This is a genomic window from Roseateles sp. (assembly GCF_039595595.1).
GTDB lineage: Bacteria > Pseudomonadota > Gammaproteobacteria > Burkholderiales > Burkholderiaceae_C > Roseateles.
Genome location: NZ_JBCNLG010000005.1, coordinates 92,671 through 113,742, shown reverse-complemented (window position 1 = coordinate 113,742; position 21,072 = coordinate 92,671). Strand labels below are relative to the sequence as shown.

At 70.7% G+C, this 21,072-nt stretch carries 21 protein-coding genes; 16 read left to right on the top strand and 5 right to left on the bottom strand.

The window, feature by feature from the left end:
- The first annotated feature begins 68 nt into the window (after positions 1-68).
- The 5 genes from tsaB to ABDW61_RS08790 all read left to right on the top strand — a co-directional run bounded on the left by tsaB (position 69) and on the right by ABDW61_RS08790 (position 5,552).
- Positions 69-845: a tRNA (adenosine(37)-N6)-threonylcarbamoyltransferase complex dimerization subunit type 1 TsaB gene (tsaB, locus tag ABDW61_RS08810; protein WP_343638074.1), complete on the top strand. Its 777-nt coding sequence runs from the start codon at positions 69-71 to the stop codon at positions 843-845.
- Complete coding sequence (rimI, locus tag ABDW61_RS08805) at positions 842-1,339, top strand: ribosomal protein S18-alanine N-acetyltransferase (RefSeq protein ID WP_343638073.1); 498 nt, start codon at positions 842-844, stop codon at positions 1,337-1,339. Before tsaB ends, rimI begins: the two co-directional genes overlap by 4 nt.
- Positions 1,336-2,265 carry a uracil-DNA glycosylase gene (locus ABDW61_RS08800; protein WP_343638072.1) on the top strand — a complete coding sequence of 310 codons (930 nt, stop codon included), beginning with the start codon at positions 1,336-1,338 and terminating at the stop codon, positions 2,263-2,265. The genes rimI and ABDW61_RS08800 overlap by 4 nt, the downstream gene beginning before the upstream one ends.
- Complete coding sequence (locus ABDW61_RS08795) at positions 2,266-4,371, top strand: EAL domain-containing protein (protein ID WP_343638071.1); 2,106 nt, start codon at positions 2,266-2,268, stop codon at positions 4,369-4,371. It abuts the gene before it with no gap.
- A gap of 95 nt (positions 4,372-4,466) precedes the next feature.
- Positions 4,467-5,552, top strand: coding sequence for an SAM-dependent methyltransferase (locus ABDW61_RS08790; protein WP_343638218.1), 1,086 nt, complete (start codon positions 4,467-4,469; stop codon positions 5,550-5,552).
- Here ABDW61_RS08790 and ABDW61_RS08785 read toward each other — a convergent pair.
- The gene (locus ABDW61_RS08785) at positions 5,521-6,762 is read right to left on the bottom strand and encodes a multifunctional CCA addition/repair protein (RefSeq protein ID WP_343638070.1); all 1,242 of its coding nucleotides are present in this window, start codon (positions 6,760-6,762) and stop codon (positions 5,521-5,523) included. The genes ABDW61_RS08790 and ABDW61_RS08785 overlap by 32 nt on opposite strands.
- Positions 6,763-6,924: 162 nt before the next feature.
- On the opposite strand from ABDW61_RS08785, the gene ABDW61_RS08780 reads away from it, so the two are divergent.
- Complete coding sequence (locus tag ABDW61_RS08780) at positions 6,925-7,200, top strand: hypothetical protein (RefSeq protein WP_343638069.1); 276 nt, start codon at positions 6,925-6,927, stop codon at positions 7,198-7,200.
- An 84-nt stretch (positions 7,201-7,284) separates the two neighbouring features.
- Here the strand turns inward: ABDW61_RS08780 and ABDW61_RS08775 are convergent, their stop codons facing one another.
- Positions 7,285-7,992 (bottom strand): glutathione S-transferase, encoded by a 708-nt coding sequence (locus ABDW61_RS08775; RefSeq protein WP_343638068.1) that lies wholly within the window; start codon positions 7,990-7,992, stop codon positions 7,285-7,287.
- Between the two features lie 50 nt (positions 7,993-8,042).
- Positions 8,043-10,082, bottom strand: a complete 2,040-nt coding sequence (locus ABDW61_RS08770) for a transglycosylase SLT domain-containing protein (protein WP_343638067.1) — start codon at positions 10,080-10,082, stop codon at positions 8,043-8,045.
- Between the two features lie 65 nt (positions 10,083-10,147).
- Here ABDW61_RS08770 and ABDW61_RS08765 point away from each other — a divergent pair, with 65 nt between their 5' ends.
- A complete protein-coding gene (locus tag ABDW61_RS08765; protein ID WP_343638066.1) occupies positions 10,148-10,765 on the top strand; it encodes a 5-formyltetrahydrofolate cyclo-ligase in 618 nt (205 codons plus the stop codon).
- 20 nt (positions 10,766-10,785) lie between these two features.
- Here ABDW61_RS08765 and ABDW61_RS08760 read toward each other — a convergent pair whose 3' ends face one another.
- Positions 10,786-11,769 (bottom strand): LysR family transcriptional regulator, encoded by a 984-nt coding sequence (locus ABDW61_RS08760; RefSeq protein ID WP_343638065.1) that lies wholly within the window; start codon positions 11,767-11,769, stop codon positions 10,786-10,788.
- 70 nt (positions 11,770-11,839) lie between these two features.
- On the opposite strand from ABDW61_RS08760, the gene ABDW61_RS08755 reads away from it, so the two are divergent.
- The gene (locus ABDW61_RS08755) at positions 11,840-12,250 is read left to right on the top strand and encodes a DUF2917 domain-containing protein (protein ID WP_343638064.1); all 411 of its coding nucleotides are present in this window, start codon (positions 11,840-11,842) and stop codon (positions 12,248-12,250) included.
- Here the strand turns inward: ABDW61_RS08755 and ABDW61_RS08750 are convergent.
- Entirely contained in the window at positions 12,198-12,734 is a 537-nt protein-coding gene (locus ABDW61_RS08750; protein WP_343638063.1) for a TfoX/Sxy family protein, read from the bottom strand. The genes ABDW61_RS08755 and ABDW61_RS08750 overlap by 53 nt on opposite strands.
- A gap of 89 nt (positions 12,735-12,823) precedes the next feature.
- Between ABDW61_RS08750 and ABDW61_RS08745 the strand changes: the two genes are divergently transcribed.
- From ABDW61_RS08745 to ABDW61_RS08710, 8 genes are all read left to right on the top strand, one after another.
- Complete coding sequence (locus tag ABDW61_RS08745; RefSeq protein ID WP_343638062.1) at positions 12,824-13,417, top strand: 5-formyltetrahydrofolate cyclo-ligase; 594 nt, start codon at positions 12,824-12,826, stop codon at positions 13,415-13,417.
- Positions 13,414-14,763: a Xaa-Pro dipeptidase gene (pepQ, locus tag ABDW61_RS08740; RefSeq protein WP_343638061.1), complete on the top strand. Its 1,350-nt coding sequence runs from the start codon at positions 13,414-13,416 to the stop codon at positions 14,761-14,763. Before ABDW61_RS08745 ends, pepQ begins: the two co-directional genes overlap by 4 nt.
- Positions 14,764-14,779: 16 nt before the next feature.
- Entirely contained in the window at positions 14,780-15,232 is a 453-nt protein-coding gene (locus ABDW61_RS08735; protein WP_343638060.1) for a DUF2946 family protein, read from the top strand.
- Positions 15,233-15,340: 108 nt separating this feature from the next.
- Positions 15,341-15,625, top strand: coding sequence for a hypothetical protein (locus ABDW61_RS08730; protein WP_343638059.1), 285 nt, complete (start codon positions 15,341-15,343; stop codon positions 15,623-15,625).
- 10 nt (positions 15,626-15,635) lie between these two features.
- Complete coding sequence (locus tag ABDW61_RS08725) at positions 15,636-17,087, top strand: TolC family protein (protein ID WP_343638058.1); 1,452 nt, start codon at positions 15,636-15,638, stop codon at positions 17,085-17,087.
- Between the two features lie 22 nt (positions 17,088-17,109).
- Positions 17,110-18,534, top strand: a complete 1,425-nt coding sequence (locus ABDW61_RS08720; RefSeq protein ID WP_343638057.1) for a copper oxidase — start codon at positions 17,110-17,112, stop codon at positions 18,532-18,534.
- 173 nt (positions 18,535-18,707) lie between these two features.
- Positions 18,708-19,721, top strand: coding sequence for a ribosome biogenesis GTPase YlqF (ylqF, locus tag ABDW61_RS08715; RefSeq protein WP_343638056.1), 1,014 nt, complete (start codon positions 18,708-18,710; stop codon positions 19,719-19,721).
- 167 nt (positions 19,722-19,888) lie between these two features.
- Positions 19,889-21,067, top strand: coding sequence for an isovaleryl-CoA dehydrogenase (locus ABDW61_RS08710; RefSeq protein ID WP_343638055.1), 1,179 nt, complete (start codon positions 19,889-19,891; stop codon positions 21,065-21,067).
- The last annotated feature ends 5 nt before the right edge of the window (positions 21,068-21,072 follow it).

Below are 21,072 nucleotides of genomic sequence, written 5' to 3'. Positions count from 1 at the left end.
ACGACGCGTGACCCGGATGGACGGGGCTTGCCCCCGCCCCGGGCGTCCCGGGCCACTACACTTGCGGCATGAGCGTGTTGCTGGCCCTGGATAGCTCGACCGAACACATGGCTCTGGCCCTTCTGGGTCAGGGCCATGCTGCTTTTCTGGACGCCGATGGCGGGGCCCAGGCCTCGCAGCGGATGGTTCCGGACGCGATGGCGCTGCTCAAGCAGTGCGGCGTGGCGCTGTCCGATGTCCAGGCCATCGGCTTCGGCCGCGGCCCGGGCGCCTTCACCGGGCTGCGCACGGCCTGCTCGGTGGCGCAGGGCCTGGCGCTGGGCGCCGGCAAGCCGGTGCTGGCGCTCGACAGCCTGATGCTGGTGGCCGAGGACGCGCGCCGCCAACTGCTCGACGAAGGCGCGGACGGGATGACGCCGTTCGACGTGTGGGTGGCGATGGATGCCCGCATGAACCAGGTCTATCTCGGCCGCTATCGCTGGCGCGGCGCGCGCTGGGAGACCCTGCTGGAGCCGGCGCTGACCGACCTCGACCCGCTGCGCGCGCTGTGGCGCGACACGCCGCCGGCGATCGTCGCCGGCACCGCGCTGGCCGCGTTCGAGCTCGACACCGGCGCCGCCCGCAGAATTCCCGCGACCGCCTCGCGCGCCCGCGCGCTGGGCGCGCTCGCGCAGCAGGCCTTCGAGGCCGGTTTGGCTGAGGACGCCGCCAACGCGCTGCCGCTGTACGTGCGCGACAAGGTCGCGCTGACGACCGCCGAGCGGGAGGCCGCGAAGGCCGCGCCCGCGCAAGCCACGGCCACCGCGGCGTCCGCCGCCGCCACGCCCGGAGCGGCCCCGCGATGAGCGCCCAGCCCAAGGATCTGGCCTGGCCACCGTCGCTGCAATCGCTGCAGCCGCTGCGGACGATGGACCTCGACGAGGTGATGGCGATCGAGTCCGTCTCCTACAGCCATCCGTGGACGCGCGGCAATTTCATCGATTCGATGGCCGCGGGCTATGCCGGCTTCGTCATGCGTGACGAGCAGGCCCGGCTGTGCGGCTACTTCCTCGCGATGCAGGTCATCGACGAGATGCACCTGCTCAACATCACGGTCGAGCCCGCCCGGCAGGGCCAGGGGCTGGCGCGGCGCATGCTCGACGCCCTGGGCCTGCTGGCGCGCGCCCGCGGCTGCCATCAGGTCTGGCTGGAGGTCCGCGAGAGCAACCTGCGCGCGCGCCGGCTCTACGAGCGCTACGGCTTCGTGCAGAGCGGTCTGCGGCGCGGCTACTACCCGGGCGCCGAGGGCCGCGAGGACGCGGTGCTGATGACGCTGCGCCTGACGGAGCCCGCCGCATGAGCTGGACCGACCGCCAACGCGCGATGCTCGAGGCCATGGGCCTCAAGCTGTGGACGCCGCCCGCGGCCAGCGATGCCGCGCCGGCGCTGCCGATCGCGCCCATGCCCGCCGCCGCGCCGGCGCCGCGCGCCGCTCCCGCCGTGCCGATGGCCGCGCCGGTCAGGCGCGGGGAGGTGCCTGTAGAGCTGCCGGCGGAGGTGGCCGTCGCCGAGCCGCCCGCGCCGCGCCGCGTGGCCGAGGTGCTGGCGAAAGCTTTGCCGTCCGCCACGCCTGCGGCACCGCCGCCTGCTTCGACATCGGGCCCGTCGCGCGAGGCGATCGCCCGGCTCGACTGGCCCGCCCTGCGCGACGAGGTCGCCGCCTGCCGCGCCTGCTCGCTCTGCGAGTCGCGCAAGAACACCGTCTTCGGCGTCGGCAACGAGCGCGCGCACTGGATGGTCGTCGGCGAGGCGCCCGGCGAGCAGGAGGACCTCAAGGGCGAGCCCTTCGTCGGCGCGGCCGGCAAGCTGCTGGACAGCATGCTGCGCGCGCTGGGTCTGAGCCGCGAGGAGGCGCCGCCGCAGCGGCAGGTCTACATCGCCAACACGCTGAAGTGCCGGCCGCCGCGCAACCGCAATCCGGACCCGGCCGAGCTGGCGCAGTGCGAGCCCTTCCTGCAGCGTCAGATCGAGCTCATCCAGCCGCGCATCATCCTGGCGATGGGGCGTTTCGCGGTGCAGCAACTGCTGCGCAGCCAGGAGCCGATCGGGCGTCTGCGCGGCCGCGTGCACCGCTACCAGGGCGTCCCGCTGATCGTCACCTACCACCCGGCCTACCTGCTGCGCAACCTGCCCGACAAGGCACGCGCCTGGGAAGACCTGTGCCTGGCGCTGAAGACGCTCGATGAGACGCCGGCCCGCGCCGGGGACCAGGACGGCAGCGTCTGAATGAACGCGCCGGTGCCGCCCCTGCCGCCGGCCCGGCCGGCGCCCTCCGCCGAAGACCAGGCGGCGCAGTTCCGGCTGCTCGCCGACAACGTGCCGGTGCTGATCGCGGTCTTCGACGCGGCGACGCGCACCTGCCGCTTCGCCAACCGCCAGTACGCGCGCAGCTTCGGCCTGGACGAGATCAGCGCGCTGGGCCGCACCTTCGCCGAGATCATCGGCGAGGAGGCCGCCGCCGAGATCGAGCCCCATGTGCAGCGCGTGCTCAACGAGCGCGTGTCCGTCAGCTACGAGCGCCGGCTGGAGCGCCGCGACGGCGCGCCGCGCTGGATCGAGGTCAACCTGATCCCTTACGTGCCGCCCGGCGAGTCGGTGGTGCAGTCCAGCTTCGTGCTGATCAGCGACATCACGCGCTTTCGCGAGGCCGAGGCGGCGGTGCGCGAATCCGAGGAGCGCCTGGCCAAGTTCATGCAGGCGTCGATGGAAGGCATCGTCTTCCACCGCGACGGCATCGTCACCGACGCCAACCCGCCGATCTGCGAGCTGATCGGCTGGCCGCTCGAGGACCTGATCGGCCGCCAGGCGCTGTCGCTGATCGCGCCGGATCAGGTCGACACCGTGCGCGCGGTGATGGAGTCCGGCCAGGAGACCCGCTACGCGACCGCGATCCAGCACCGCAGCGGCGAACGCATCGACGTCGAATTCATCGTCCGCACGCTGTGGCGCCATGGCGAGCGGCTGCGCATGACCATCGTCCGCGACCTGCGTCCGCATCTGGCGGCGGTGGCGCGCATCCAGCATCTGGCGCAGCACGATCCGCTGACCGGGCTGCTGAACCGCTCGACCTTCATGGAGCGGCTGCGCGAGCGCCTGCTGCAAGGCCCGTCGCGGCGCACGGCGCTGCTGTTCATCGACCTGGACAACTTCAAGCGCGTCAACGATTCGCTCGGCCACCTGGAGGGCGACCGCGTGCTGCAGACGGTCGCCGAGCGGCTGCGCGGCGGCCTGCGCGGCAGCGACCTGGTGGCGCGCTTCGGCGGCGACGAGTTCGTCGTGCTGCTCGAGGACGTGCATCAGCGCAAGGACGTGCAGACGGTGCTCAATGCGCTGCTCAGCGTCGTCGAGGTGCCGGTGCAGGCCGATGGCCGCGACCTGTCGGTGACGCCGTCGATCGGCGTGGCCATGTACCCGGAGCACGGCGAATCCCCCGAAGAGCTGCTGCAGCACGCGGACACGGCGATGTACCTCGCCAAGACCGCCGGGCGCGCGACCTACCGCTTTTTCGAGCCCGCGATGGCCGAGAGCGCCTATGCCGACCTGGTGCTGGAGAGCGAGCTCGCGCAGGCGCTGACGGCCGACGAGTTCGTGCTCTTCTACCAGCCGCAGGTCGACGCGCGCAGCGGCGAGCTGGTGGGGGCCGAGGCGCTGCTGCGCTGGCGTCATCCGCAGCGCGGGTTGCTGACGCCGGACGCCTTCATCATCGTCGCCGAGCGCCACCGGCTGATGCTGCCGCTGGGCGAGTGGGTGATGTACGAGGCGGCGCGCCAGACGCGCGCCTGGCATGAGCGCGGCGTCGCCGCGGTGCCGATCGCCGTCAACCTGTCGAGCATGCAGTTCCGGCTGGCCAGCTTCTCGAGGTCGGTCGCGCAGGTGCTGAAGACCGCCGGCGTGCCGGGCGAATGGCTGGAACTGGAACTGACCGAGCGCATGCTGACCGAGGAGATCGACCGCCTGCCCGAGCTGCTGCAGACGTTGCGCGCCCAGGGGCTGGCGATCTCCATCGACGACTTCGGCACCGGCTACACGGCGCTGAATCAATTGACCCGGCTGCCGCTGGACAAGCTCAAGATCGATCAGAGCTTCGTCGCGGTGCTGCCGGACGACCGCGGCGCCGCGGCGATCACGCGCGCCGTGGTGCAGATGGCCAAGGGCCTGGGTCTGCGCGTGGGCGCCGAGGGCGTGCGCAACGCGCGGCAATGGCAGTTGCTGGCCGAATGGGGCTGCGACGAGCTGCAGGGCGAGGTGATCGCGCCCGCGATGCCCGCCGACGAATTCGAGGCATGGCTGGCCGCACGCGGCCGGCCCCCGCTTCCCGGACAAGACACATGACCTCCAAGACGCCCGATTCCGCCCGCCCGAACGGCGCGGCCCGCCTGCCCGCCGGCACGCCGCCAGGCGGGCCCGTTCATGAAACCGATCCGGCCATGGCCGCGCTGCTGCAGGGCGAGATCGCCGCCGCGGGCGGCTGGCTGCCCTTCGACCGCTACATGAGCCTGGCGCTGTACGCGCCGGGACTGGGCTACTACGCCAACGCGCGCCGCAAGTTCGGCACGATGCCGCAGCAGGGCTCGGACTTCGTGACCGCGCCGGAACTCTCGCCCTTGTTCGGACGCGCGCTGGCCAGGCAGGTCGCGCAGGCGCTGTCGCTCAGCGGCACCGAGACCGTGATCGAATTCGGCGCCGGCAGCGGCGCGCTGGCGGAGCAGCTGCTGGAGACGCTGGACGGGCTGGGGCAGCCGGTCTCGAAGTACTTCATCGTCGACCTGTCGGGCTCGCTGCGCGCGCGCCAGGCCGAGCGGCTGGCGCGCTTCGCGCCGCGCGTCGAGTGGCTGGACCGCTGGCCCGACGAGATTCATGGCGTGCTGGTCGCCAACGAACTGCTGGACGCGATGCCGGTCGAACTGCTGTGCTGGGATGGCGCCCGCTGGCTGCAGCGCGGCGTGGGCCTGGACGGGCAGGGGACCTTGCACTTCGTCGACCGGCCCGGCGACGCGCGCCCGCCGACGCCGCAGGAGCACGACCTCGGTGTCGTGCCGGGCACGGTGACGGAGATCCATCCGCAGGCCGAAGCCTTCATGCGCACGCTGGCGGAGCGGCTCAAGCGCGGCGCGGCCTTCTTCATCGACTACGGCTTCCCCGAGGCCGAGTACTACCACCCGCAGCGCACCGGCGGCACGCTGATGTGCCACCACCTGCACCGCGCCGATCCCGATCCGCTGGCGTTGCCGGGCCAGAAGGACATCACGACCCACGTGAACTTCACCGGCATCGCGCTGGCCGGTCAGGATGCCGGGCTGACGGTGCTGGGCTACACCAGCCAGGCCAACTTCCTGATCAACTGCGGCCTCGTGGACCTGATGGCCGAAGCCAGCCTGGCCGAGCGCACGATGGCGCACCGGCTGATCGCCGAGCACGAGATGGGCGAGCTGTTCAAGGTGATCGGCTTCGCGCCGGGTGAGGGCTTCGACGCGCTGGGCTTCAGCGCGGGCGATCGCTCTCACACGCTGTGAGCGCGGCGCGGCGGGCTTCGTAGATCGCCTGGCCGATCGCGGGTCCCTGCTTCCCCGCCGCGAGCGCCGCGGCCGAGATCGCCGCCTGGTCCACCGATCGCACCGCGCGCAGGTCATGCAGCAGCGCAGCCCGCTGCGGATAGGGGCGGTCGCGCAGGCCGGCGCGGCCGCGGGCATCGCATTCGCAGGCCAGCAGCAGCAGCTCGAAGCGTTCGGGGCGGCGGAATGCATCGCTGCGCTCCATCAGGCGCAGCCGGGCCTCCGGCGTGAAGTCCAGGCTCTGATGCACATGCGTGTGCTCGCGCGCGACCAGCTCGGCCAGTTCCTTGCAGTCCGAGGGCACGCGCCAGCGCTGCGACAGCGCCGCCGCCAACGCGGCGCCGCGCGCCTCGTGCTTCAGATGGCGTGGCCACTCCTCCTCCGGCGTCGTGCCTTTGCCGAGGTCGTGGCACAGCGACGCGTACCGGACCGGCAGCGGCGCGTCCACGCGGGCGCATTCCTCGAGCACCAGCAGCAGGTGCGCGCCGGTGTCGACCTCCGGGTGATGCGCGGGCGGCTGCGGCACGCCGAACAGCCGATCCAGCTCCGGCGCGATCCGCGCCAGCGCGCCGCTGTCGCGCAGGATCTCGATCATTCGCGCCGGGTGTTTCTCCATCAGGCCGCGGGCGACTTCCTGCCAGACCCGCTCGGCGACCAGCGCGTCGGCTTCGCCGGCGGCGACCATGCCGCGCATCAGCGCCATCGTCTCGGGCGCGACCGTGAAGTCACCGAATCGGGCCGCGAAGCGCGCCAGCCTCAGGATCCGCACCGGATCCTCGGCGAAGGCAGGGGAGACGTGGCGCAGCACGCGAGCTTCCAGGTCGCGCCGGCCACCATACGGGTCGATGAGCGAACCGTCCTCGGCCTGGGCCATCGCGTTGATGGTCAGGTCGCGGCGGCCCAGGTCCTCTTCGAGCGTGACGTCGGGGTCCGTGTGGAACTGGAAACCGTGGTATCCGGATCCGGTCTTGCGTTCGGTCCGCGCCAATGCCACCTCTTCATGGGTCACGGGGTGCAGGAACACCGGGAAGTCCTTGCCGACGGGCACGAAACCCTTGTCGATCAAGGACTTGGGTGTTGTTCCCACAGCGACCCAGTCCCGGTCCTGGACCGGCAGACCCAAGAGGGCATCACGAACGGCACCCCCGACAAGAAACATCTGATCACTCATGTTGCGGCGCAGCATCCCCAAGGCTGGGGATAGCTCACGTAGGCTGTGACTCCGTATATTCACCAATGCCACCTGCACACCAGTGCCTGTCCGGAAACAGGCCAGCTACCGAGAGAGACGTTGTAGTTCCGCAGGTTGGCTCATGCAGTAGGGAGTTTATGAATGAAGTCTGTTCTGTTCTTCCTGCTGGGCGGAATTGGTCTCGCCGCCCAGGCGCAGGAACTGCCGTCGCCGGAAGCTCCCCAGCTTCACGTCGCGGCTGAAACGAGTTTTGTCCAGCAGAGCCAGGCGGCCGCCGCCCAGCTGCCGGATGTCAACGAGCAGGAAGGCGCGGATACCGTGATCCCGTCCTTCGCGTCCGAGTCCCAGACCCAGGCCATGATGCTGGGCGGCTTGCTGGCCGTCGGCTTCCTGGTCCGCCGCCGCCGCGACCACTGAACCCGGTCCCGACGGTCCACCTCGCCGCTTCCCGCCGCCTGCCCGCACAGGCGGCCGGAAGCGGTTCTTCTTTCAGCCCCTGATTCAACCCGTGAAGGTCAGCACCGGCTCCGGGCCGCTGACGTCGCGATAGGGCTCCTCGAAGTCCAGGAAATCCTTCTCCGCGATGGCATCGGCGATCCACTCGCGCACGCCTGGCGCGGCCTGGATGCGCCCGGCATACCCCTGCAGCGCTTCGGGCAGGGGCAGCCCGTAGCGCGTGACCCGCATCACCACCGGCGCGAAGAACGCGTCCGCCGCGCCGAAGGCGCCGAACAGGAAGGGGCCGCCGCTGTGCGCCAGCGCCTCGGTCCACAGCTCGACGACGCGGTCGAGGTCCTTGCGCAGGCCGGCCTCCCTGGCCAGCAGGCGCGGGCCCACGGTGCGCAGGTCGGCGTCGATGTTCATCACGCACAGGCCGCGCATCTGGCTGAAGCCGCTGTGCATCTCGGCGCACAGGCTGCGCGCGCGGGCCCGCTGGCGCGCGTCGCGCGGCCAGACGCCGGCGTCGGGGAAGCGCTCGGCCAGGTACTCGACGATGGCCAGCGAATCCCACACCGCGAAGCCCTCGTCCACCAGCACCGGCACCTTGCCGGTCGGCGTCACGGCGCCGACCTCGCGGTAGAAGGCCGAATCGGGGGTGAAGTCGAAGCGGACCACATGTTCCTGGAACGGAATGCCCAGCGCCTTCATCAGCACCCATGGGCGCATCGACCAGGACGAGTAGTTCTTGTTGCCGACGATCAGCTGCATGCGGAGTCTCTCCGTTGGGGGGAATGGGAGGGGGCGGTCGGCGCGGGCGATCAATTGCCCCCGTTGGCGGGAATGTCCGGCGCCGACGCGGCCGCCGGGCCGATGACGCGGCCGAGCCGGTCGCGCAGCAGCGTGCCGCCCTCGCGGCCCATCAACTGGGCGTAGATCGTCGCGTTGGACAGCACTTTGCGCACGTAGTCGCGGGTCTCCCAGATGGGGATGTTCTCGGTCCAGACGGCGGCGTCGAGCTGCGGGCCCTCGCGCCAGCGGCGCGGGCGGTTCGGGCCGGCGTTGTAGGCCGCCGCGGCCATCGCCTGCGAGCCGTCGAAGCTGTCCATCACCAGCTTCAGGTAGCCGGTGCCCAGGCGCAGATTGGTGTCGCGGTCGTGCAGCATGTCGGGTCTGAATTCGACGCCCAGCTTCTTGGCCGTCCACTTCGCGGTGGCCGGCATCACCTGCATGAGCCCGCCGGCGCCGACGTGCGAACGCGCGTCCATCATGAAGCGCGACTCCTGGCGGATCAGCCCGTAGACGTAGGCCGGGTCCAGGCCGACGGCGGTCGCCTGCTTGAAGACGTCGGCGCGGTAGGGCATGGGGAAGCGCTGGGCCAGGTCGATCTCGCCCTTGGTGCGCTCGCTGGTCTGGATGCAGCGCTCCCAGAGTTCGCGCTCGCAGGCGGCCTGGGCGATGGCCAGCAGCTCGCGGTCGGACAGCCCGCGCAGCGTGAAGTTCCATTCGCGCTGTCCTTCGCCGCGCAGGCCGACGGCCAGCAGTTGCATCGCGCGCTGGATCCCGGGCAGGGCCAGGGCGGCGGCGCGTTCCTGGGCGGTCAGTTCGGCGGGGGGCGGCGGCAGCGGCAGGCGCAGCTTGAGTTCGTCCGCGGCCAGCTTGCCGTAGAAGCTCAGCGGCGAGGCGATCGCGCGCAGCGTCTCCTGCGCCTCGCGGCGCTGGGCGTCGCCGCCGGGGCCGGACGGCGCGAGTTGCTGCTGGGCTTTCGCTCGCCAGTACTGCCAGGTGATGTCCTTCTGGTCCGCAGGCTTCATGAGCGCGATCGCGGCCAGCAACTGCTCGGGTCTGGGCGCGCCGGCGTCGCCGCGCAGCGCCGCGCGCGCGATCCAGCCGACCGTCTCGTCGCTCCACTCCAGCGGGCCGCCGAGCCGGGCCTGCAGCTTCATCGCCCGCTCGAAGTGCTCGTTGGCCTCGTCCTTGAGCCGCAGCGCGGCCTGGCGGCCGTACTGGGCCCACAGCCACGCCGACAGGTCATTGGGCAGCTTCGGCGCCCAGCGGCGCACGTCGTCCTCCGATTTGTCGAAGTCGGTCGCCATCAGACGCATCAGCGCCAGCATCGTCAGCTCCGCCTTCGCGCGCGGCGACGCGCCGGCCTTCTTGTTCAGGTAGCGCTCGGGCTTGTCCATGAGCTCGGCGAGCGCGTCCTGCTCGGGCTTGCCCAGCAGCGCGCCGGCCTGCTTCACCGCGCGCGGCTTGTTGGTCTCCACCACCAGGCGCAGCTTGCGCCAGACGTCCGCGTCCTTGAACTCGCCGTTCTCATGCAGCGTGGTGGCCAGCATGTTGCAGCCCTCGTCGGCGTCGCGCTGGGCGAACCAGGCGGCGCGGGCGGTCTCGCGCAGGTCGCGCTTGGGCGGATCGGCGAGCAGCGTGTAGCAGACGACCTCGCGGTCGTCCTGCATCTTGTAGCCGGCGAGGTCACGCCGGAAGTTGGCCCAGTCGCGGCGGTGGCCGAGTTCGAGCAGCCAGTCGTTGCGCAGCCGGTCCTCGACGTAGCTCCCCGGCCAGCGCGCGTAGAACGCGTTGATCTCCGGCTGCTGGGCGTCGGACAGGCGGGCGTTCAGTTCCCAGTAGTCGAACCAGGGCGCGAGCGGATGCTGCTGGTCGAAAGCCGCCTGCCGCATCGCGGCCAGTCTGGCGCGATCGCGGACGCGCCAGGCCTCGCGGGCATCGGTGACGAGGTCGGGCAGCGGCGGCGGCGGGTTGGGGACGACGTTGAAGGCCGTGACCGACTGCGCGGCGGCCGGGGCCGCGGGCAGGAGCGCCGGCGCGGCGATCGCGGCGACGGAGCCAAGGACGGCCATGACGGCCCGAGGGGCGGCGGCGAGGGCGGTTACAGTGATCCGAGCGAACTTCATGCCGAACTGCGATGAGTGACTCTCCCATGGCCCCCGAGGCCGCCGGCACGTCCGGCAAGACCTGGCCCCATGAGCGGAGCGAATTGCGGCGCGCCTTGCTGGCGCGCCGCCGCGAATGGTGGGCCGGCGCCGAGGCGCGTCTCGCCGCCGACAAGCTGGGCGAGCAGCTGCTTCCGCTGCTGCGCCAGCTCGAGCCGCTGACCCTCGGCCTGTACTGGCCACTGGAAGGGGAATTTAACGCAGCGGCCTGGGCCGCGACGCACGAGCTCGGGGGGGAGATGCAATTGGCGCTGCCGTTCGCGCGCAAGGCCGGGGACCGCGGGCCAGCGTCGATGGAGTTCCGGAGATGGGATGGGCGGGAGCCGGCGGTAAAGGATGAATGCGGCATCCCGAGCGCGACGGGGCCGGTGCTGGTGCCGGAAGTGCTGCTGGTGCCTTGCCTGGGCTATACGCGGGAGGGGTTCCGCTTGGGTTACGGCGGCGGCTACTTCGACCGCTGGCTGGAGGCGCATCCGGGCGTGACCACGATCGGGCTGGCGTGGAGCTGCTGCGAGGCAGCTTTCGAAGTCCAGCCGCACGACCAGGCGATGACCGTCGTGCTGACCGAGCGCGAACTCGTCGCGCCTTGAGCGGGGCGACGGCCGCTGGCTCAGCCTGAGCGCTCATCCACTGGCGGATCCGGCTCCCCGATCGCCTGCCGCGTGAGCGCCGCCTGTTCGGCGATCCACTGCGCGAACTCCACCACCTCCGGCCGCGCCCGCCCCTGCGGCGACAGCACCAGCCAATACACCGTCGGACAGTCCGTCCGCCCCTCCAGCCCGAAGGGCTCGACCAGTTCCCCGCGCTGCAGCGCTTCGTAGACCAGCGGCAGCCGTGCCAGCGCCACCGCCTGCCCGGACACTGCCGCCTGGATCTGCTGGTACGTGAAGTTCAGATACATCCAGCGCCGAGGCTGCAGCTCCGGCGCGCCGTGCAGCGACAGCCACCGCCGCCAGCTCAGGAAGATGCCGCTGGGCCGCTGATCATCCTCCTCCGCCAGCGTGTACTGCCGCAGATCGCTCGCCTGGCTCAGCGGCGGCGCCTGGCCGTCCCTGGCCTGCGCCGCCACCCACGGATTCACCACCGGCGTCAGCATCTCGCCGAACATGCGCTGCGCCGTCGGCGGCACGCGGTTCGGCGCGGCGTAGCGCAGCGCCAGGTCGAACTCGCTGTCATCCATCTCCACGAGCTGATCCAGCGCCGACACGCGGATGTCCATGTCCGGATGCTCGCGATGGAAGGCCTCCAGCCTCGGAATCAGCCACAGCGAAGCGAAGGAGGCGAACGTCGTCACGTTGACCACGCGCCGGCCGCGGGTCGAGCGGATCTGGCGCACCATCCCATCGAGCCGCTCCAGCATCGGCTCCACCACCGACAGCAGCAGCTTCCCATCCGGCGCGAGCTCGACATGGCGCGTCCCCCGCAGGAACAGCGTCGCGCCGAGCTCCTCCTCCAGCGCCCGGATCTGGCGGCTGACCGCCGACTGGGTCAGGAACAGTTCCTCCGCCGCGGCGCTGAAGCTCAGCCGGCGGGCGACCGCCTCGAAGGCGCGCAGCGGACCGATGGCGAGTGGGCGGTGGCGACCGGTATTCATGCGCGAATGGTATCAATCGACGCCCGAACACTCATTGGACCGGACTGCGGGTCAACCCTAGGATTGCACCATGTCCACGAAGGAAGGCCGCAAGTGCGCGGACCGCCCGCTGGACCGGGAGCCGATCATGAACGTCATGCAAAAGTCATCAATCCAGGTCAGCCGCGACGACGCCGCATGGGCGTTGTCCGAGGGCGAGGCGATGAGCCTGCCGATCGGCCCGGGCCGGCGCGAGCTGCACGTGCTCGAGGGCCGGGTCTGGGTGACGCAGCGCGGTGACCTGGCGCTGCCGGCGCAGGATTTCTGGCTGAGCGCCGGCGAGACGCTGGAAGTCGACAGCGGCGCCCAGCTCGTCGTCGAAGCCTGGCCGACCGCCCGCTTCCAGCTGCTGGTGCCGCCGCAGGCCTGCGCCACCCGCCATCCCCGCGTCACCCGCCGGCCTTCGTTCGGCCTGTTCGGCCAGCGCCTGGCGAACGCTTGACCGGAGCAGCGGCCTTGACCGGCTTCACTTTCTTCTCCGTGCTGGGCTCGGCGGTGGTGCCGGCCCTCTTCTTCGCGGTGCTGGCCTTGGGTTTCGCGTTCGCGGAACGCAAGGCCGCCTCCATCGCCAGGCGCCCCCAGGGCAGCATCAGCGCGGGCGACTCCAGCGTCTCCTCCGGCGGCCGGAAGTAATTCAGGCTGGCGACCTCCTGCTGGCCGTCCTTGCCGGACTTCGCATACCGGAACGGCTCGCAGCCGGCGTCGACGTAGCGCGCCTGGCTCGCCGCGTCCGCCTTCAGATAGAGCTCGTCGCGGCTGATGATGGCCATGAACAGGCCGTCCACGTAGAGCCCGAAGCCCCCGAACATCCGCCGCGCCAGCACCGGCCCCAGCGGCGCGAGCAACTCCATGCAGTGATTGGCGAAGTCGCTGCCCGCGCCGGTGACGCGGCGGACGGTTCCTGTCGTGGTGGTGCCTCGTGTCATGGCGGCGACTCTAGCGCCGCGTTCGCGGCGCGGCCACAATCGCCGCTCCCGGGGCCCGTCGGTCCCGCTGGGCGACGCGAAAGGGCCGGATGGATCCGAACGACAAGCTGCCGATCTCCGAAGACCGCCAGGCGCTGCGCGAGCGCCTGATCCGCGAACGGCTGGACCTGCCGGGCCGGCTCGAGCTGGCCGACATCGTGCAGAGCGTGCTGCGCGTCTGGCTGGTGGGGCGCAAGGAACTGCGCATCGCGGCCTACTGGCCGATCAAGGGCGAGTTCGATCCGCTGCCGGCGCTGTTCCGCTGGAGCGAGGTCGACGCCAACCGCCGCATCGGGCTGCCGGTCGTCGATCGCGAGGAAGGGCGCCTGCGCTTCCATGTCTGGTACCCCGGCTGTCCGATGGAAGAGGACGCGACCGGCATCACCAAGCCCAAGGACACCGAGTCCTTCGACCCGCAATTGCTGCTGCTGCCCTGCCTGGGCTACGGGCCGGGCGGCATCCGCATGGGCTACGGCGGCGGCTTCATGCTGCGCACCATCGCGCAGATCCAGCCGCGGCCGGTGGTGGTGGGCGTGGGCTTCAGCCACGGCTTCCAACCGACGCTCACCGCCCAGCCCAGCGACGTGCGGCTGGACGCGATGCTGACCGAGATGGGTGTCGTCTGGGAGAATCCCCGCGCATGAATTCCTCGCGCATCACGGCTGCCGATCCGAACGCCCTTCACACGCTGTACGAAGCCCACCTGGCGGAGCAGCAGCGCCGCACCGAGCACGCGCTGCGGCGCGGCGGCTTCGATGCGCTGCTGATCGCCTCGGGCATCGAGAAGTTCGCCTTCCTCGACGACCGGCCCTACGTCTTCCAGCCCAATCCCCACTTCAAGCTGTGGGTGCCGCTGGTCCGTCATCCGGACAGCTGGCTGGTGATCCGCCCGGGCCACAAGCCGCGGCTGGTGTACGTCCAGCCGGAGGACTACTGGCATGTGCCGCCCGAAGCGCCGAGCGGCTTCTGGGTCGAGCATTTCGAGCTGATCGTCGTGCGCAAGGCAGAGGAGGCGCTGCCCTATCTGCAGTTGCCGGGGAACCTGGCCATCGTCGGCGAGGCCGACGCGGCGCTGGGCGACATCATCCCGAACAACCCGCCCGAGGTGCTGAACCCGCTGCACTACGCCCGCGCGGTCAAGACCGGCTATGAGCTGCTGCGCTTGCGCGAGGCGTCGGCGCTGGGCGCGAAGGCGCATCTGGCGTCGCAGCGCGCGTTCCGCGACGGTCTGTCGGAGGCGGGCATCCACCGCGCCTACCTCGAGTCCTGCGGCCTGGCCGAGCGCGACCTCCCGTACGGCAACATCGTCGCGCTGAACGAGCACGCCGCGGTGCTGCATTACCAGTACCAGGACGAACGGGCGCCGGCGCAATCGCTGTCGCTGCTGGTCGACGCGGGCGCGCACAGCTGCGGCTATGCCTCGGACATCACGCGCACCACTGGTAACGGCGACGCGGCCTTCCAGGCGCTGATCGACGCGATGGACGCCGCGCAGCTGCGCCTGGTCGATCAGGTGCGGGCGGGCGTCGACTACCGCGACATCCATCTGGCCTCGCATCGCGAGATCGCCGGCGTGCTGCGTCAACTGGGCATCGTGAAGATGGACGAGGAGGCGATGCTCGCGCAAGGCGTGACCTCGGCCTTCCTGCCGCACGGCATCGGCCATCTGCTGGGCCTGCAGGTCCACGACATCGGCGGCTTCATGGCCGGCGAGGACGGCGGCACCATCGCCAAGCCGCAGGGCCATCCCTACCTGCGCCTGACGCGCGTGCTGCAGCCCGGCATGGTGGTCACGATCGAGCCGGGCCTGTACTTCATCCCCATGCTGCTGGAGAAGCTGCGCGCCACGCCGGCGGCGGCCAGCGTCGACTGGGCGCTGGTGAAGCACCTGAGCGCCTTCGGCGGCGTGCGCATCGAGGACGATGTCGCATGCCGCGAAGCCGGCGCACCGGAGAACCTCACCCGGGACGCCTTCGCGGCGCTGGCCTGACCTACACTCCGTCCCCATGTCCCGCCCGATCGCGTCCACGCCGCGCCGGCTCCTCTGGAGCCGCTGGCTGGTGCTCGCGCTGCTCAGCCTGACCCTGCCGCTGCAGGGCGCGCTCGCGGCGACGATGGGGATCGGCATGGCGCTGATGTCGTCGCACTCGGTGTCCACCGTGATGACGATGCCCAGCGATTGCCAGGACATGGCCGCGATGGGCATGGACGGCACGGACCACGGCGCGATGTCGATGGACTCCGCGCCGCCACATGACGATGGCGGCGATGGCGCCGCCCAGGATCACCACCACTGCGGCATCTGCCTGCAGTGCTGCCTTGGCGCCGCGATGCCCATCGCGCCGCTGACCGTCGCCGCGCAGGACCTGCGTGACGCCGCTCCCGCGCTCGGCGCCGTCGGCGCGCCGGAGCAGTCCCCCCAGCCGCTCGAGCGGCCACCCAAAGCCTTCCTCGCCTGAACGCCGGCGCGCTCGTCCTCGACGGGCGGCCGTTCGTGCCGATCCGCGCCCGCGCCTGAGCGAGGCGCCTCGGCGCCGATCCCGTTCCTGTTCCTTTGCGAGGAAGCCATGTCTTCTCGATTCATTTCCGCGCTCGCGCTCGTCCTGATGGCGGGCAGCGGCGCGGTCGCCGCCGCGCCACCGGATCCCGCCGACGCGCGCCTGGGTTCCCGCGCGCCGCTCCCGCCCGCGCCTGCGAAGCCGTCCAGTGCGGCCGTCGCCGATCCCGGCGTCGGTGACTGGCGCGCGGCCAACCGCCGCGTCCTGGAAGCCGGCGGCTGGCGCGCGCTGGCCCGCGAACGCTCAGCCTCGGCCCCGCCCTCGGCGCCGGCTGCCGGCCATCACCAGCACTGAGGAGTCCACCATGTCCTCCTTGAAGAAGTCGGGGCGGGTGGCGGTGCCGCTGCTGCTCGCGCTGATGCTGTCGGCCTGCGCCTCGCTGTCCCCGGAGCGGGCCGCCGCGCCGGTTCAGCAGCAGAGCCGCGACTGGCTCGGCGCCGACCTGCCGCTGCAGCGAGACGACGACCAGCGCGCCGCGGCCCGCGCGCGCTCCGAGGCCTTGCTCGCGCAGCCGCTGGACGCGCAGGGCGCGGTGCAGCTCGCGCTGCTGAACCATCGCGGTCTGCAGGCGGCGCTGCGCGGTCTTGGCATGGCGGAAGCCGAGCGCGTGCAGACGCTGCTCTGGCCCAACCCCGTGCTGAACATCGGCCGCCTGGTCCGCGGCGATGAGCGCGAGATCGAACGCGGCCTCGAGTTCAACCTACTGGCCCTGCTCAGCCGCGGCGCGCGCCAGGAAGCCGGCGCGCGAGCGCTGGAACGGGAGCAGGCGCGCGTCGCGCAGCAACTGCTCGACGTCGCCGGCCAGGCGCGCCGCGGCTGGGTGCAGGCCGTCGCCTCGCAGGAGCAGTTGACGCAGGCGCAGACCGTGCTTGACTCCGCCTCGGCCGGGGCCGAGCTCGCCGCGCGGATGCGCCAGTCGGGCAATGTCAGCGCGCTGCGGCTGGCGCGCGAGCGCGCCGTGCTCGCTGAGGCGCAACTCGCGATGGAGCAGGCGCGGCTCGCCGCCGTGCGTGATCGCGAGGCGCTGATCCGCGCGATCGGCCTGTGGGGCGACGACGTCGCCGCGCTGAAGCTGCCCCAGCGCCTGCCCGAAGTGCCGGCCGAGTTCCGCGCCGCGGACGACCTCGAGCGTCAGGCGGTCGCGCAGCGGCTCGACATCCTGGCCGCGAAGCGCGAGTCGGGACAGCTCGCCGCGCAGCTTGGCCTGACGCGCCAGACCGGGCGGGTCAACGTGCTGCAGCTGGGCGTGCAGCGCAACAGCAGCAACGAGGCGCCGACCCAGCGCGGCGTCGACCTCAGCGTCGAGCTGCCGCTGTTCGATTGGGGCCAGGCGCGCGTCGCCGGCGCGCGCGAGGCCTACGGTCAATCGCTGGAGCGCGCCGCGCAGATCGCGATCGACGCGCGCTCCGAAGTGCGCGTCGCGCGCGCCCAGGCCGAAGCGGCCTGGCGCATCGCGCGGCGTCATCACGACGAGCTGCTGCCGCTGGCCCGGCAGGTCTCCGACGAGACCCTGCTGCGCTACAACGGCATGCTGGTCGGCGTGATGGAACTGCTCGCCGATGCGCGCGACCAGGCTCGCGCGGTGTCCGCCGCGCTGAACGCGCAGCGCGACTACTGGCTCGCCGAATCGGCGCTGTCGCAGAGCCTGCTCGGCCCGCTGCGCGAGTCCGGCGCCGGCGCCACTTCCGCCGCCAACTCTCCCGCTTCATCGACTGCCGCCGCTTCGCTCGAAGCCGCTGGCGGCGCCGCGCATTGAGCGCGGCCCGAAAGGATTGCCCATGATTTCCCGACGACACCTCTTCGCGCAGGTCGCGGCTGGCGCGGCGCTCGGCGCCGCTGGCGCGGTCAATGCGAGCAGCGTCTCGCGCGCCGCGATGGCGGCGCTGCCCGAGCCCGCCCAGCGCGACAACGCCGACACGGCGCCGCCGCTGGCGCCTTCCGATGGCCGGCCCTACAACCCGGTCGTCACCCTCAACGGCTGGACGCTGCCCTGGCGCATGCGCGATGGCGTCAAGGAGTTCCACCTCGTCGCCGAGCCGGTCCTGCGCGAGCTCGCGCCCGGCTGCACCGCGCACCTGTGGGGCTACAACGGCCAGTCGCCCGGTCCCACCATCGAAGTGGTCGAAGGCGACCGCGTCCGCATCTACGTCACCAATCGCCTGCCCGAGCACACCAGCGTCCACTGGCACGGCCAGCGTCTGCCCAATGGCATGGACGGCGTGTCGGGCCTGACGCAGCCGGCGATCAAACCGGGCGAGACCTTCGTCTACGAGTTCGTCGCGCGCCGTCCCGGCACTTTCATGTACCACCCGCATGCGGACGAGATGACGCAGATGGCCATGGGCATGATGGGCTTCTGGGTCACGCATCCGAAGGGCCGGCACCCGCACATCGCCGAGGTGCAGCGCGACTTCTGCTTCCTGCTCTCGAGCTTCGACATCGATCCCGGCAGCTACACGCCGCGCACGATGACGATGACCGATTTCAATCTGTGGGCCTGGAACAGCCGCGTCTTTCCCGGCATCGACTCGCTCAACGTGCGCCAGGGCGACCGGGTGCGGATCCGTGTCGGCAACCTCACGATGACGAATCACCCGATCCATCTGCATGGGCATGAGTTCGAGGTCACCGGCACCGATGGCGGCCCGGTGCCGAAGGCGGCGCGCTGGCCCGAGGTCACCACCGATGTTGCGGTCGGGCAGATGCGGCAGGTCGAGTTCATCGCGGACGAGCCTGGCGACTGGGCGCTCCACTGCCACAAGAGCCATCACACGATGAACGCGATGGGGCACCAGGTCGACACGCTGATCGGCGTCGATCATCGCGGGCTTGCGGCGCGCATCAACAAGGTCATTCCGGACTACATGGCGATGGGCGAGCGCGGCATGGCCGACATGGGCGAGATGGAGATGCCGCTGCCCGAGAACACCGCGCCGATGATGTCGGGGCAGGGACCGCACGGCCCGCTGGAGATGGGCGGCATGTTCAGCGTGCTCAAGGTCCGCAAGGACCAGAAGCCTGGCGACTACAGCGATCCGGGCTGGTTCGCTGCCGCGGCCGGCACGGTCGCCCGCCGCGTCGCCACGCCTGACGGCGCGCCCAGCGCGCCCGCTCCAAGCCCTTCGCCGAAGGCCGCGCCGGCCTCTTCCTCCGAGCCCCTGCGCGTCCGCAAGCCTGATGGCCACGGCCATCAAGGCCATTGAACGAAGGCATTCCCGTCCCCCGCGGTCCTCGAACTGTGGTTGGTTCTCGGTCGTTCGGGGACGGCAGGGCGCGGGGTTTCGGCGCTTGCCGCCGGGGCCCCGCGCCCTGGCGGCCAAGCGCTGAGAGATCGCAGGTGGAAAGCCCCCCTCCCGATCACCGACAATCCCGCCCCATGGCGATTCAATGGTTTCCCGGGCACATGCACAAGACCCGGGGCGCGATCCGCGAGCGCATGAAGAGCGGGATTGACGTGGTCATCGAGATGCTCGATGCCCGGGTGCCTGCGAGCAGTGCCAATCCGTTGATTGCGCAGCTGACGCAGGGCCGGCCGGCGCTGAAGCTGCTCAACAAGCAGGATCTGGCGGATCCGGCGCGCACGGTGGAGTGGCTGGCGTTCTACCGGGCGCAGCCCAACACGCATGCAGTGGCGATTCATCAGGGTCAGCCGGGTCTGGCGAAGCTGATGGCGGCGGAGTGCCGTGCGCTGGCGCCGACGCGGGGTGGGCTGGACAAGCCGCTGCGGGTGTTGATCTGTGGCATTCCCAACGTGGGCAAGTCGACGCTGATCAACACCATTGTGGGCAAGCGCGCTGCTGCCACGGGTGACGAGCCGGGCATCACGAAGATCGAGCAGAAGATCCTGCTCGACAAGGGTGTCTATCTGTTTGACACGCCGGGCATGCTGTGGCCCAAGATCCGTGTGCCGGAGGCGGGCATCAATCTGGCGGCCAGTGGTGCGGTGGGGCGCAATGCGTTCGAGGAGGAGGTGGTGGCGCTGGATCTGCTGGGGTATCTGCGCCGGCACTATCCGCAGGCGCTCAAGGGCCGGTATCAGCTGGAGCCGGATGCGTCGTTGCTCGATGGTGAGGTGCTGGCGCTGATCGGCAAGCGGCGTGGTGCGGTGCTGCCGGGCGGGCGGATCAACATGCAGAAGGCGGCCGAGATCCTGCTGTACGACCTGCGCCAGGGGCAGCTGGGACGGATCACGCTGGAGACGCCGGGCGAATTCGCCGAGTGGACTGCCGCGGCCGAGGCTGCTGAGGCGGCCAAGGAGGCGGAGAAGGAAGCGCGCCGGGTGGAGAGCAAGCGCGGCACGCGCGACGCGTACGCCGCCGACGACGGTGACGACGAGGAAGAGGCCGACGAGGACCAGGACGAGGGCCTCGGCGACGACGGGCGGTCCTGATTGGCGGCGGGCCGGGCCGCCACCCGGACTGAACCTTACGCATTTATGCAATAGCCGAAACGGTACGGACCTGCTCTACAATTGACGTTTACGTAAACGTAAGTACGAATTACCCAGTGCGGCGCCCGGTCAGGGCGGCGCGCGGAGGTGGTCGAGGAGACAAGCCCATGAACCTGCCCGGTCTGAACTTCCAACTCGGCGAGGACATCGACGCGCTGCGCGATGCGGTGCGCGAATTCGCCCAAGCCGAGATCGCCCCCCGCGCGGCCGAGATCGACCGCAGCGACCAGTTCCCGATGGACCTGTGGCGCAAGATGGGCGAACTGGGCGTCCTGGGCATCACGGTGCCCGAGGAATACGGCGGCGCCGCGATGGGCTACCTGGCCCACATGGTGGCGATGGAGGAGATCAGCCGCGCCAGCGCCTCGGTGGGTCTGAGCTACGGTGCCCACAGCAACCTGTGCGTCAACCAGATCAAGCGCAACGGCAGCGACGCCCAGAAGAAGAAATACCTGCCCAAGCTGATCAGCGGCGAGCACGTCGGCGCGCTCGCGATGAGCGAGCCGGGCGCCGGCTCCGACGTCGTGTCGATGAAGCTGCGCGCCGAGGACAAGGGCGGCTACTACGTCCTGAACGGCACCAAGATGTGGATCACCAACGGTCCCGACGCGGACACGCTGGTCGTCTACGCCAAGACCGAGCCCGAACTCGGCGCCCGCGGCATGACCGCCTTCCTGATCGAGAAGGGCATGAAGGGTTTCTCGATCGCGCAGAAGCTGGACAAGCTCGGCATGCGCGGCAGCCACACCGGCGAGCTGGTGTTCCAGGACGTCGAGGTCCCGGCGGAGAACGTCCTGGGCCAGGCCGGCGGCGGCACCAAGGTGCTGATGTCGGGCCTGGACTACGAGCGCGCCGTGCTGGCCGCCGGCCCGATCGGCATCATGCAGGCGGTGATGGACAACGTCGTCCCCTACATCCACGACCGCAAGCAGTTCGGCCAGTCCATCGGCGAATTCCAGCTGATCCAGGGCAAGGTCGCCGACATGTACACGGTGCTGCAGGCCGCGCGCGCGTTCTGCTACACGGTGGGCAAGAACCTCGACGCGCTGGATGGATCGCATGTGCGTCAGGTCCGCAAGGATTGCGCCTCCGTCATCCTGTGGTGCGCCGAGAAGGCCACCTGGATGGCCGGTGAAGGCATCCAGATCTTCGGCGGCAACGGCTACATCAACGAATATCCGCTCGGCCGTCTGTGGCGTGACGCGAAGCTCTACGAAATTGGGGCGGGTACTTCCGAGATCCGCCGCATGCTGATCGGGCGCGAGCTCTTCGCCGAAACGATGTGAGGCCT